The sequence below is a fragment of the Arthrobacter sp. V1I7 genome (assembly GCF_030817015.1).
Classification (GTDB): Bacteria; Actinomycetota; Actinomycetes; order Actinomycetales; family Micrococcaceae; genus Arthrobacter.
The window spans coordinates 2257170-2268769 of sequence record NZ_JAUSYS010000001.1; the positions used below are offsets into that span (position 1 = coordinate 2257170).

Consider the following 11600-nt stretch of genomic DNA (forward strand, 5'->3'; position numbering starts at 1 on the left):
CCAAGAAGCACTGGAGACACATGCTGACCGTTAACGCCTATGCCGCCCCGTCCGCTGACGGAGCCCTCGTCCCGACCACCATCGAGCGCCGTGACTTGGGAGCTCACGACGTCCTGATCGAGGTCAGGTACGCCGGCATCTGCCATTCCGACATTCACACCGTCCGCGGCGACTGGGGGCCCCAGACCTACCCGCTCGTTCCCGGCCACGAGATCGCCGGCATCGTCACCGAAACCGGCTCCGCCGTCACCAAGCACCAGGTCGGCGACCGGGTCGGCGTCGGCTGCATGGTCAACTCCTGCCGCGAGTGCGTCAACTGCCTGAAAGGCGAAGAGCAGTACTGCCTCAACGGAATGACCGGCACCTACGGGGCCGTCGACCGCGACGGCACCATCACCCAGGGCGGCTACTCCACCCACGCCGTCGTGACCGAAGACTTCGTCGTCAGCATCCCCGAGGGCCTCGGGCTCGACGTCGCCGCACCCCTGCTGTGCGCCGGCATCACCACCTACTCCCCGCTGCGGCACTGGGGTGCCGGGCCGGGCAAGAAAGTCGCCATCGTCGGGCTCGGCGGTCTGGGGCACATGGCCGTCAAGCTCGCCCACGCCATGGGCGCCGAGGTCACCGTCCTGTCCCAGTCGCTGAAAAAGCAGGAGGACGGGCTGCGCCTGGGCGCGGACCACTACTACGCCACGAGCGACGAGGGGACCTTCGAGACGCTCGCGGGGACCTTCGACCTGATCATCAACACCGTAAGCGCCCCCATCGACATCAGCTCCTACCTGCAGCTGCTGACCCTCGACGGCGCCCTCGTGAACGTGGGCGCACCCGCGGAGCCGCTTCCGGTGAACGTGTTCGCCCTCATTATGGGACGCCGGTCCTTCGCCGGATCCGCGATCGGCGGTATCCGCGAAACCCAGGAAATGCTCGACTTCTGCGCCGAGCACCAGCTCGGAGCCGAGATCGAAGTCATCCCGGCCGAGAAAATCAATGAGGCCTATGAACGGGTCCTGGCCTCCGACGTGCGCTACCGCTTCGTGATCGACACCGCGACGCTGGGCTAAACCACCCCACGACACATCAACGCAGAAGGAGGCACCGTGGAAATCCAAGCTAAGCAGCCAAGCACCAAGGGTCCGGCGGACATGTTCACCGGCGACGTCTGGTTCGACGTCATCGCCAGGGGCGAGGAGCCCTCGCGGCTGCGTGTGAACGCCGTCCGCTTCGCCCCGGGTGCCCGCACCGCCTGGCACACCCACGCAGCCGGACAGACCCTGCACGTCACCGAGGGCGTCGGGCTGGTCCAGTCGCGGGGCGGCGACGTCGTCGTGATGAAGCCCGGCGACTCGGTTTACACCCCGCCGGGCGAATGGCACTGGCACGGCGCGGCCCCTGAACATTTCATGACCCACCTGGCCATGTGGGAAGCCCTGGGCCTGGGTCAGGGTCCCGAAACCCAGTGGGGCGAACACGTCAGCGACGCGGAATACCACGCCGGCTAGCGCCGCCCACTCCGTCGGCCGGGGGTCCGTCCGATAGGAGAGGGCCCCGGCGCTCGGGCTCCCGCTTTACCTGACCTTCGTGGCACGATCTTTACATGGGATCGGCGAAAGGCGCCGGACTGCTGACGGACCCTCCACCCACCACGAAAGGCACCACTCATGAGCCTGGAACAGCCCGACCTGACTCCCGGACCGGATACCGAATACGATCCGGACTCCGCGGCTGAACAGCCGGAGGCCGCTCTCCAGTCCCTGATCGGCCGCATCGAACACGAAATGGCGACACTCCAGTTCGGCAGCTTCAGCCAGACCGACGCCCTCGACCTCGGGCTGCTCTTTGTGGAGCTGGGCACCGAGCGAAACCTGCCGATCGCCATTGACGTCCGCAGAAGCGCCCATATTCTCTTCCACGTTTCCCTGCCCGGGGCAACCCCCGACAACGAGATCTGGGTCGAAAGAAAAAGCCGAACCGCAGAACAGTATGCGGAACCCTCGCTCCTGGTCGGCCTTCGCGGGCGGCTCGGCGGCGGAAGAATTGAGGACAACGGCTGGTTTGACCAGTCGCGCTATGCCGCGCACGGCGGTGCCTTTCCCCTCTATATGAAGGGAACCGGCCCCGTTGCAACGGTGACAGTGTCCGGGCTGCCGCAGAAAGCGGACCACGATCTTGTCGTCGAGGCCCTGCGCACATTCAAAGGCACCGCGTAGACGGCCGCGACCGCGCCCTCGGCGCCAGGTCCGTCCGCCGGGCTCGGGTCAGGCGACCTGCCCGTCAGTAACGGCCCCGGCGGCAGTGCGGATCGCATCGCGCATCGCCGTGGCGGGCCGGCCGAGGAGGGCGCTGAGGTCTCCGCTGGTGACCAGCAGCTCGCTCCGTGCGATGCCGAGGTCGCTGTCGGCCAGGATGGCAGCGTAGCCCTCCGGCAGTCCGGCACCCACGAGGATTTCCGTGTACTGCTCCACCGGAAGGTCCTGATAGCGCACTGGACGGGCGGTGGCGGCGCTGAGTTCCGCAGCGAGCTCGCTCAGGTTGAACGGTTCATCGCCTCCGAGCTCGTACACTTTTCCGGCCTGGTCCTCCAGCAGCAGGACGGCTGCGGCAGCCCCGGCGTAGTCGGCCCGGGTGGCTGCGCTGACCCGCCCGTCGCCGGCGCTGCCAAGCACGGCGTCGTGCTCGAGGTAGGTGGCGAATTGCCCGGTGTAGTTCTCCAGGTACCAGCTATTGCGGAGCAAGGTGAAAGGAACTCCGGAAGCCCGCAGGGCCTCTTCCGTGCCTTGGTGCTCGGCGGCCAGCTTCATTTCCGCGCGGTCGGCATTGGCGATGCTGGTGTACGCGATAAGACCCACGCCGGCTTCCTTGGCGGCCGCAATCGCGTTACGGTGCTGCTCGACTCGCTGGCCGGTCGCCGTCCCGGAAACCAGCAGCACCTTGTCCGCTCCAGCAAAGGCCTGCCGCAGGGAATCGCGGTCGTCGAAGTCGATTGACCGGACCTGCACGCCGCGGTCGGCGAGATCTTCAAGCCGCGCCACATTCCGGCCGGCGGCCACGATCTGCCCCGCCGGCATATCCCGCTCGAGGAGTTCTTCAACGACAAGGCGGCCGAGCTGACCGGTTGCGCCGGTAATAACGATCTTCATGGTGGTCCTTTCCAAACGGGTGACTGACACCCATGCCAACGGTCCCGGAACTGGATTACTTCCCAGGAGAGAGTACGCACTTTAAAGTAAGCTACTGATATGAAAGTAAGTACTGACCCCATCCCCGCTGGCTCCCTGGCAGCAGACGAGATTTTCCCCGCGGGCTGTCCGAGCCGGACCGTCCTGGATCACGTCTCCAGTAAATGGGGCGTGCTGATCCTGGTCGCCCTATCGAACGGCCCGCAACGCTGGAGCGAGCTGCGCCGCAGGGCTGAAGGCATCAGTGAGAAAATGCTCGCCCAGACCCTCAAGACGCTGGAAGGCGACGGGTTCGTCCGTCGCGATGCCCAGACGATCATTCCGCCCCGGGTCGACTACAGCCTGACAGGCCGCGGCCAGGAGCTCGTTGCCCTGCTGCTCCCGCTGGTCAGCTGGATAGCCGGGCACGCTGCCGAAATCGTCGCTACCCGAGGCTCCGTGCAGTCCGCTCCGCCCAAGATCCCCTAATGAGGGAATCTGGTCGTCGCTGATCTCGATCTGGACGTTGGCTGGTACGCGGGTACGCAAAACCCATCGGGGCAATGCTGCTCCCCACCCAGGTCCCGTCGGTCGGCCAAGCGCACCGCTATTCGCGGCCAACGTCCCGCCGGCGGTTTTCGGCCCGACGCCGACACTCCCGGCAGGCTGCTCGGCATGCTGAGTTCTTCCATCGCAGAGGAAGCCCACCCGGCACAGCCGCTGTAGCAGGCGGCCAGATAGCGCCGGCAGCAGAGCGTGCCCCCTGTCCGTCAGGACGTCCGCGCCGTCGGACGGGCGCGGCGGTAGATGACGTACTCGGCCACCGCCAGGTTGATCAGCCACGCCGCCCCCAACAGCACCGCCCGGGTCACCTCATCGGCGGGGCCGACGAGAAGCAGCCTAGGGATACTCACGAGTGCCTGCGTTCCCGCCGCCACACCGATGGCGTAGCCACGAGTCATCCACGCGCTGTGTCGGACGAAATCCCGACGGCGGACCGCTAAGAGCCCAAACACGATGCTCACGACCATTCCCGAACCGAAGAACAGCCGAAGGGCGAGGAGAATCTCGCCGTCGCCGGGCGGAAGCGGATAGAACACCGACATCCACAAGCCGGAGAGAGCGGCAAGGAGGCCGGCCGGGATGAGGATGCTTCCGGCGATACGGTGCCAGCCGCGCCTGCCCCGAAGCGAGGGAACGAACTGGAACGCTCCGAGCAGGCTGTAGACGGTGACGCTGACGATGTGCGCCACCACAGGGCCGGGCGAGGCGAAGAACCGCGCGTTCTGCGGTGTAATCACGGCCCCGCCCGTCAACTCGGCCAGGCGCAGCGCCCCGAAGTTGACCGGTATGAGGCTAAGAAGGATCAAGGCGGTGGGTTCGGGCCACTGGCGTCCGGAACGCCGGACGGGAGTGCGAACTCGACTTCGTTCCAGCGTCATGACCTTGTCCTCTGATCAGCGGTGTACGGCGTACACCGGCTACGCCCAAGGGTAGGTATACGCAGTACACCTATCAATAGCAGATTGCGACGGAAAGGTTGCCGCGACGATTCAGCCGCCGGAGACTTCCCGACGGGCGCCTTTGAACCGCCAGCGGGTGCTGCAGACCGGGGTCGAACTTGCCGACGAATTGGGCTTGAATCGGGACAGCTGATAGCAACGCTGTCCCGGGCTCTTGCCTGAAGCCGCACTTCGGAGGAGGATGTGCGGCAAACTCCAGGAGGCCCGACATGACCCAGCTTGGCAAGTTCGAGAAGTACCTGATCGAGGAATTCTTTGACGATTACCGCTCCGGCGCCCTGTCGCAACGCACCTTCACGCGCCGCGTGGCGTTCATTACGGGCAGCATGGCGGCTGCGGCAGCGGCGATGCTCCTGGTCGGCTGCACGCCGGAGGAAGTTCCGCGCAGCACCGATCCGATGCCGACCCCCAGCACTCCCGCCTCATCCCCGGAGTCCGGCAGCGTTACCCCCGGGCCGGTACCGGGGGCCAAGAGCCCGTTGTCCGTTCCGGAGGGCGCGCCAGGACTGGCCACGGAGACGGTGCGCTTTCCCTCCGACGAAGCCGAGATCAGCGCCTATCTGGCCCGGCCGGAGGGAGGTGCAGCCGGACCTGCCGTGTTGGTCTGCCACGAGAACCGCGGGCTGACCCCCCACATCCAGGACGTGGCACGACGCTTCGCCAAGGCCGGATACGCGGCTCTGGCGCTGGACCTGCTCAGCAGGGAAGGTGGAACGGCGAGCTTTGACCGGGACGCCGTCCCCGGAGCCCTGACCCAGGCTGGCGCACAGCGCCATGTCTCCGACTTCACCGCCGCCTTCGACTATCTGAACTCACAGACCTACGTGGACCAGGGGCGGATCGCCATGACCGGCTACTGCTTCGGCGGCGGCATCACCTGGCAGGCTGCCACCGACCTGCCCGGACTAAAGGCCACCGCGGCGTTTTACGGTCCCTCCCCCGACCTGGCCAAGGTTCCGACGATCAAGCCGGCGGCGTTCGGCGTGTACGCCGAACTCGACCAGCGGATCACCGGCGCCATGCCCGCTCTCCGGGATGCCCTGGCGGCCACTGACGTCCGCCACCAGCTCACCGTCTATCCCGGCGTCGACCACGCGTTCCACAACGACACCGGGGATCGCTACGTGGAAGCGCAGGCTACCGCCGCGTGGAACGACACGCTCGCCTGGTTCACCAAATACGTCTGAACCATCAGGCCTGGTCGAGGGCCAGCGACGACGACAGACCGCGGGGGCGTCAACCTGGGCGAGCAGTTCGTTCGCCCGCTCCTTCTATCCCAACTGGAACAAGGCAGCCGATGACACCGTCGCGATCCTGCACACCACGGCCGGGCGCGACCCCTACGACCGCGCACTGACGGACCTGTCGGCGAATTGTCCACCCGCAGTGACGGCTTCCGCACCCGCTGGGCCGCGCCCAACGGGTGCCAGCATTTCACCGGCCGGAAGCACTTCCACCACCCGATTGTCGGAGAGCTCCATCTGCTCTTCGAGGCGATGGAACTTTCAGCGGACTCCGGCTTGTCCCTGTTCGTCTACAGCCCCGAACCCGGCACCCCTCCGACGATGCGATTCGGCTCCTCGCCGGCTGGGCCGCGACGAACGCGCTGTCCCGGCGGACAGAGCCCGGGCGGACAGAGTCCGGCCAGTCCACCGACCGGAGCATCCCGGGCCACACCCTCGCCTGAGCCGGCGGCAATCCAACAGCGCCCGCTGGCCTGGACCGCGACGACCTACCGCCGGTGCTGCTGCGGGACCTCGGGCTCTACCCCCGCAAGGAGCCACTGGACGTTGCGGAAGTTTGCCAAGGGTTTACCTGCCTGGTCTTGGAACCTGTAGCGGGAGCCGACCAGACTGGTTACTACTTGATGAACCGGTCACTTGTGATCGCTCAACCAGACCAGCGGGATACGGACGCAGCGGTGCGTTCCGGCATGCTTCGCGGCGACACTATGCAGGGCCCGAGGCCTTGAGCACGGTCTGAGCGGACCGTCCGGCCCTACTGTCAGGTCCGACGATGAGTCAGCCTGGCTAGCTGCCCGGCGTCACAACATCCTCCAGCATTGTCCTGTCGAAGAATCGAACCTCGCCCGTGGCCTGGAAGAACACCGGAACTACTGATGTACTTGGGTCCTTCGAGGTTTCATAAATCTCCGGGGCGCCCCCGTGTTTGCGCGCAATGGTTCCGACCAGATCTGTGCCGCGAACCCGGACAGTCCGATACTTGTAGCTCATGTGGTGACCCCTTCGTCAGTTGGTGCAAACCCTACACCAGCGTCTTTAACGGGAACCCGCCCAGATACAGGAGTGGTCGTAGTCGAAGCCGCCCGACGCATGCTGGGTGAGCGTGCCCTGGCCGCCGGCGGTCAGCCAATCGACGGAGAGTCGAACCTCGTCGAAGCTGTGGGCCCCTTGATCGAAGTTCCCATTCTTGTTGCACTGGTCTATGTGGCCCTGCGGGTCCGCAACGCTACTTCATCCCTGCCGCCCCTCTCTAATCCTCAAGGCCCTCGATCCTCAAGAGACCTGATGAGCACCGAAGCCATCCGAAGACCCTCCGTCCTCTTCGTCTGCGTCCACAGCGCCGGCGACGGGATCAAGTCCCGCATTGAGGGCTCATCGCTTTCCTCACCCCGCCGCCAAGTAGCCGGAACAGGAGCCTTACCGTGAGCGCCGCATCCCCTAAAACGGAAACGCCAACGCCTGCCGCCGTGAGCACCGAACAGCTGATCATCATCGGATCCGGCCCGGCCGGCTACACCGCGGCGATCTACGCCGCCCGCGCCGGGCTGAAGCCGCTGGTCCTGGCCGGATCGGTCACCGCCGGCGGTGCCCTGATGAACACCACCGACGTCGAGAACTTCCCCGGCTTCCCCGAAGGAATCCAGGGTCCCGAACTCATGGACGGGCTGCAGCAGCAGGCGGAACGGTTCGGCGCCCAGGTGGTGTTCGACGACGTCACCGCAGTCACGCTCGCCGGACACCTCAAGCGCGTGGTCACCGGCGCCGGCGAGACCCACGAGGCCCCGGCAGTCATCCTGGCCACCGGTTCCGCGTACAAGGAACTCGGACTGCCGGAGGAGAAGACATTCAGCGGCCACGGGGTCTCCTGGTGCGCCACCTGCGACGGTTTCTTCTTCCGCGACCAGGACATCATCGTGGTCGGCGGCGGCGACTCCGCGATGGAGGAAGCGACGTTCCTGACCCGGTTCGGGAAGTCCGTGACCGTCGTGGTCCGCAAGGGCGAACTCCGGGCCTCCCGGATCATGGCCCAGCGCGCCAAGGACAATCCCAAGATCCGATTCGCCTGGAACTCCGCCATCACGAAGATCCACGGCGACGGCAAGGTCACCGGCGTCACCCTGAAGGACACCGTCACCGGTCAAACCCGCGAGCAGTCCGCCACCGGCATTTTCGTCGCAATCGGGCACGTCCCGCGCACGGAGCTGGTGGCCGGGCAGGTGGACCTCGACGCCGAGGGCTACATCAAGGTCGATTCCCCCACCACGGTCACCAACCTCTCGGGCGTCTTCGCCTGCGGCGACGCCGTGGACCACCGCTACCGCCAGGCCATCACCGCCGCCGGGACCGGCTGCGCCGCAGCCCTCGACGCCGAACGCTACCTCGCCGCGTTGGATGACGCGGACAGCATCGCCACCGCCCTGGTGGAAGAACCCACCCACGCCTGAGCTCCGCCGGTCTGCTGGAGGACCGAGAGGAGGTGCGCCGCAGGCGACAACTGAAGGTACTTCCCCAACGGCGTCCGGCGTGGTTGAGTCACTGTACCGAACGAACAAGGGGGCTCCGTGTTCAGAAGAACCAAGCAGCGCGTGCCCCGGGCGGCCGGGGCCGCTGCCAGCGCGCTGCTGCTCGTAGCCTGCGGGGCCGGGCAGCCTACGGGCGCTGATGATCGGAAGCCGTGCGTGGTCGCCACGACCGGCGAAACTCCGGAACCGTTCCAAGGCCCTATCTACGACTACGATCCGCGCCGGTCGCCGGACGAGCTTGCCCAGCTGAGCCAACTGGTAGTTTCCGGGACCATTTCTGCGGTCCGGGAGGGACGGACGATGGTCTACCCGGCAAACGCCCCCGGGATTGAAGGCCCTACAACCATTGTTCTGGTCATCACCGATGTCACCGCCGTCAGCGGGCAACAGCAGGCGGGCAATGATGGGAGCGTCTATCTCGAGTTGCAGGGCGCCAAGCTTCCCGACCCTGTCAATTACAGCCGGGCACTTCCGGCCGGAGCACGCGTCGCCGCCTACCTGGTCCCCGCGGGCGAAGGCACGCCAGATGAGCGAACAGACGTCGCGATAGCAAACCCGGCGGCCGGAAGGCCGGCAGGACAGGCGCTTTATCTGCCGGCAGGTCCGCAAGGTCTTGCCATCCAAGCGCAGGGAAACGTGGTGTGGCCGCTCATCGGGGCACAGGCACCGGGGTGCATCGAAGATGCGCTGCCGGGTGGCCACCTGATCGGACAATGACCCCGCGCTCGGCCGCCGTCGGCCGTTGGAAAGCACGGCGGATCAGGCCCGAGGGAGGAGTAAGGCCGGGATGCGGCACATCGGCTGCCCCGGACGGTTCCCAACAGCGGGCAGAACGTGAAGTATGGGTCCATGACTTCAACTTACGATGCCTCCCCGCCCGGTCGAGTCCGACGCTCCCGAAGCAGTAAACGCTGCCGTCCGGGACGCCACCAGCGAACTCAGCGAAACGCTCCGGCGCAAGGGCCTCGACGTCGCCTTTGAGGACATTGCCCGGCTGGGGCACACCGAATCCTGGGACGACGAGGGCCAGCGCTGGGTCCAGGTAACCTGGACCAACGAAGAGCCCGGCGAGGCTGCGCCGGAAGCGTAGATGTACTGACCGGACACGTTGATCAATCGTGAGAAGGGCGGCTGGCTGCCGCATGCGGTGTGGGGTCGGTGATGGTTGTAGTGGTGCAGCCAGCCATGTAGCTCCCCACGACGCTCAGCCTCGGAGGTATAGCAGCGGGCGTAGGCCCAGCCGTCGGCCAGGGTGCGGTGGAAGCGCTCAATCTTGCCGTTCGTCTGTGGGCGATACGGGCGGGTGCGCTTGTGCTTGATTTCAAGTTCGGCGCATGTGTCCCGCCACAAGTGTGAGCGGTAGGCGCCCCCGTTGTCAGACCGAGTGGTGTGGCCGCGAGAATCGGTCTTGCATCGACTGGCCTACCCGGTATCTCTCGACCCATCTCTTGACCGTGGGCCACGAGACCTGGAATCGGGCGGCAACTTCGCTGATCGGCCAACCGTCATCGACGACGAGGCGGGCGACCTTCAGCCGGTGGCGTGGTGTGAGAGCAGCGTTTGGGTGTGCCATGAATTCCCTCGGAGACGGAAAGGGGCCAGCCGGATTCGGCTGACCCCTTCAGGTTGTACGTGCAGTTCAGTTGGTTCGAGAAGCCGCTGACTGAATGGCCTTGGCGAGGTCGCGTGGACGGCTCCACATAGGCCAATGCCCCGTCGGGAGGTCAATGACGTCGAGGTACTCGATGTTCGCGACTTCGGCAAACATGGCATGGCCTGCGCGGGCCAGCTCCAGCACCTGCGCACTCGGGATCGAGCAGCACACCAGGGTGGTCCGGACCTTGCGGCGGGCATCGTTCGTGAGCTCGACGGGCTGACGAAGCACGGGGCCGGGCTCAGGGACGGCCCGGGCCCGAAAACGCTCGAGGACCTCTGCGCTCAGGCCTTCGAGGCTCGCCTGCTGTGCGAGGACGTCGAGGGACGGCAGCGGAAGCTCCTCCAACTCCTCCGGGATGTCTGGGGCGAAGGCGCTTCCCGTCGCCACAGGGCCGGAGTCGACCCACACCACTCGAGGGACAAGCTCAGGGTGTCGGTCAAGGACGAGGCTGACGGGGGCGTTCGCCCCGCTGTGAGCGACGAGAGTTACGGGCTGATCCTCGGAGACCCCGAGTTGAGTGATGACGTCTAGGACCGCTGCGGCTTGATCGTCGAGAGTCTTCGCCGCACGCTCGGGATCGTCCCCGTCGAGACCGGGCAGTGTCATCGCGATTGCACGAGAGTGGTCGGTTGTCAGGTGTTCAAGCACTTCATCCCACGCCCAAGCGCCCAGCCAGTGGCCGGCGATGAGAATGATGATCGGACTGCTTGTAGTAGTTGTCATGTCACTACCCTCGCAGGCACTACGGACAAGGGTATGTCACTATTTGTGTCATGAATTTGTCGGGGTCTGAACTGTGAAGCGAGTCGAACGGCTCCATGCTCTATCCGAGATGTTGCGCCGCAGCGGCGCGCGGGGGGTTTCCGCCGAACGGTTGGCGAGAGAGTTTGAGGTGTCCGTGCGCACAATTAAGAGAGACTTCGATGCGTTAGAGAACAGCGGTGCGCCTATATGGTCTCGCCCAGGTCCGGGCGGTGGCTACGGATTGGCTATAGGCGCGTCCCTGCCGCCTGTCAGCCTGTCCCCAGCGCAGGCCGTGGCGCTCATGGCAGCCGTGTCCGCTGCGCCCGATGCCCCCTACGCCGATCTGGCAGCAGCAGGTATCCAGAAGATCCTGGACGTCCTCGATCCCAAAACCCGAGCACGAGCCGACGAGCTGGCCCACCGCGTCTGGGTCAACGCGCTTCCCTCCTCTTCGCGCGCAATCAAGTCGGCACTGGAGGAGGCGATGGCCGAGCAGCGAGTGATCCGCATTCGCTACACATCGAGAGACGAGACCACGACCACCCGCGACGTTGAGCCAGTGCTGTTCGCCTCCACGAACGGCCAGTGGTACCTAGTTGGGTGGTGCCGACTGCGCAACGCAATGCGATGGTTCACCGTGTCGCGCATCGAGCGAGCCAGCGTAACCAAGACGGCTTGCGGCGGCCATACCATCCACGAGGTCGGAGAACCCCCAGCGAACGCCAGACCGGTGCACGGTCGAGGCGAGTGAG

Annotated in this window: 14 protein-coding genes and 2 pseudogenes; 11 read left to right on the plus strand and 5 right to left on the minus strand. The window is 65.9% G+C overall.

What is annotated here, in order from left to right; all coding sequences use genetic code 11:
* Window positions 1-20: 20 nt before the first annotated feature.
* The 3 genes from QFZ69_RS10495 (at window position 21) to QFZ69_RS10505 (ending at window position 2210) form a co-directional block, all read left to right on the plus strand.
* Entirely contained in the window at window positions 21-1064 is a 1044-nt protein-coding gene (locus tag QFZ69_RS10495) for an NAD(P)-dependent alcohol dehydrogenase (RefSeq protein ID WP_306917937.1), read from the plus strand.
* A 36-nt stretch (window positions 1065-1100) separates the two neighbouring features.
* Window positions 1101-1502, plus strand: a complete 402-nt coding sequence (locus tag QFZ69_RS10500) for a cupin domain-containing protein (protein WP_306917939.1) — start codon at window positions 1101-1103, stop codon at window positions 1500-1502.
* A 159-nt stretch (window positions 1503-1661) separates the two neighbouring features.
* Entirely contained in the window at window positions 1662-2210 is a 549-nt protein-coding gene (locus QFZ69_RS10505) for a heme-degrading domain-containing protein (protein WP_307000097.1), read from the plus strand.
* A gap of 48 nt (window positions 2211-2258) precedes the next feature.
* On the opposite strand, the gene QFZ69_RS10510 is transcribed toward QFZ69_RS10505, so the two are convergent.
* On the minus strand, window positions 2259-3140 hold the full coding sequence (locus QFZ69_RS10510) for an SDR family oxidoreductase (RefSeq protein ID WP_306917943.1): 882 nt from the start codon (window positions 3138-3140) through the stop codon (window positions 2259-2261).
* 99 nt (window positions 3141-3239) lie between these two features.
* Here QFZ69_RS10510 and QFZ69_RS10515 point away from each other — a divergent pair, with 99 nt between their 5' ends.
* Window positions 3240-3647 (plus strand): helix-turn-helix domain-containing protein, encoded by a 408-nt coding sequence (locus QFZ69_RS10515; RefSeq protein ID WP_306917945.1) that lies wholly within the window; start codon window positions 3240-3242, stop codon window positions 3645-3647.
* Between the two features lie 281 nt (window positions 3648-3928).
* On the opposite strand, the gene QFZ69_RS10520 is transcribed toward QFZ69_RS10515, so the two are convergent.
* Window positions 3929-4600, minus strand: coding sequence for a DUF2306 domain-containing protein (locus QFZ69_RS10520; RefSeq protein ID WP_306917947.1), 672 nt, complete (start codon window positions 4598-4600; stop codon window positions 3929-3931).
* Between the two features lie 290 nt (window positions 4601-4890).
* Between QFZ69_RS10520 and QFZ69_RS10525 the strand changes: the two genes are divergently transcribed.
* The 6 genes and pseudogenes from QFZ69_RS10525 to QFZ69_RS10550 all read left to right on the plus strand — a co-directional run bounded on the left by QFZ69_RS10525 (window position 4891) and on the right by QFZ69_RS10550 (window position 9537).
* Window positions 4891-5868, plus strand: coding sequence for a dienelactone hydrolase family protein (locus QFZ69_RS10525; RefSeq protein WP_306917950.1), 978 nt, complete (start codon window positions 4891-4893; stop codon window positions 5866-5868).
* A gap of 10 nt (window positions 5869-5878) precedes the next feature.
* Window positions 5879-6519, plus strand: a pseudogene (locus QFZ69_RS10530) (hypothetical protein).
* A gap of 468 nt (window positions 6520-6987) precedes the next feature.
* The gene (locus tag QFZ69_RS10535; protein ID WP_306917955.1) at window positions 6988-7350 is read left to right on the plus strand and encodes a hypothetical protein; all 363 of its coding nucleotides are present in this window, start codon (window positions 6988-6990) and stop codon (window positions 7348-7350) included.
* Between the two features lie 41 nt (window positions 7351-7391).
* The gene (gene trxB / locus QFZ69_RS10540) at window positions 7392-8369 is read left to right on the plus strand and encodes a thioredoxin-disulfide reductase (protein ID WP_306917957.1); all 978 of its coding nucleotides are present in this window, start codon (window positions 7392-7394) and stop codon (window positions 8367-8369) included.
* A 117-nt stretch (window positions 8370-8486) separates the two neighbouring features.
* Window positions 8487-9164: a hypothetical protein gene (locus QFZ69_RS10545; protein ID WP_306917959.1), complete on the plus strand. Its 678-nt coding sequence runs from the start codon at window positions 8487-8489 to the stop codon at window positions 9162-9164.
* A 148-nt stretch (window positions 9165-9312) separates the two neighbouring features.
* Window positions 9313-9537, plus strand: a complete 225-nt coding sequence (locus tag QFZ69_RS10550) for a hypothetical protein (RefSeq protein WP_307000496.1) — start codon at window positions 9313-9315, stop codon at window positions 9535-9537.
* 2 nt (window positions 9538-9539) lie between these two features.
* Here QFZ69_RS10550 and QFZ69_RS23325 read toward each other — a convergent pair.
* From QFZ69_RS23325 to QFZ69_RS10560, 3 genes and pseudogenes are all read right to left on the minus strand, one after another.
* Window positions 9540-9827 (minus strand): annotated as a pseudogene (locus tag QFZ69_RS23325) (integrase core domain-containing protein); the annotation flags it as partial.
* The gene (locus tag QFZ69_RS23330; RefSeq protein WP_373461882.1) at window positions 9823-10020 is read right to left on the minus strand and encodes a helix-turn-helix domain-containing protein; all 198 of its coding nucleotides are present in this window, start codon (window positions 10018-10020) and stop codon (window positions 9823-9825) included. The pseudogene QFZ69_RS23325 and the gene QFZ69_RS23330, both read right to left, overlap by 5 nt.
* A 66-nt stretch (window positions 10021-10086) precedes the next feature.
* The gene (locus tag QFZ69_RS10560; RefSeq protein ID WP_306917961.1) at window positions 10087-10827 is read right to left on the minus strand and encodes an alpha/beta fold hydrolase; all 741 of its coding nucleotides are present in this window, start codon (window positions 10825-10827) and stop codon (window positions 10087-10089) included.
* Between the two features lie 73 nt (window positions 10828-10900).
* On the opposite strand from QFZ69_RS10560, the gene QFZ69_RS10565 reads away from it, so the two are divergent.
* Window positions 10901-11599 (plus strand): YafY family protein, encoded by a 699-nt coding sequence (locus QFZ69_RS10565; protein ID WP_306917963.1) that lies wholly within the window; start codon window positions 10901-10903, stop codon window positions 11597-11599.
* The last annotated feature ends 1 nt before the right edge of the window (window position 11600 follow it).

Bases quoted from the DNA above. Each gene is read 5' to 3' on its own strand.
- QFZ69_RS10495 (WP_306917937.1), top strand. From the start codon at position 21: ATGCTGACCGTTAACGCCTATGCCGCCCCGTCCGCTGACGGAGCCCTC.
- QFZ69_RS10505 (WP_307000097.1), top strand. From the start codon at position 1,662: ATGAGCCTGGAACAGCCCGACCTGACTCCCGGACCGGATACCGAATAC.
- QFZ69_RS10510 (WP_306917943.1), bottom strand. From the start codon at position 3,140: ATGAAGATCGTTATTACCGGCGCAACCGGTCAGCTCGGCCGCCTTGTC.
- QFZ69_RS10515 (WP_306917945.1), top strand. From the start codon at position 3,240: ATGAAAGTAAGTACTGACCCCATCCCCGCTGGCTCCCTGGCAGCAGAC.
- QFZ69_RS10520 (WP_306917947.1), bottom strand. From the start codon at position 4,600: ATGACGCTGGAACGAAGTCGAGTTCGCACTCCCGTCCGGCGTTCCGGA.
- QFZ69_RS10525 (WP_306917950.1), top strand. From the start codon at position 4,891: ATGACCCAGCTTGGCAAGTTCGAGAAGTACCTGATCGAGGAATTCTTT.
- QFZ69_RS10550 (WP_307000496.1), top strand. From the start codon at position 9,313: ATGCCTCCCCGCCCGGTCGAGTCCGACGCTCCCGAAGCAGTAAACGCT.
- QFZ69_RS23330 (WP_373461882.1), bottom strand. From the start codon at position 10,020: ATGGCACACCCAAACGCTGCTCTCACACCACGCCACCGGCTGAAGGTC.
- QFZ69_RS10560 (WP_306917961.1), bottom strand. From the start codon at position 10,827: ATGACAACTACTACAAGCAGTCCGATCATCATTCTCATCGCCGGCCAC.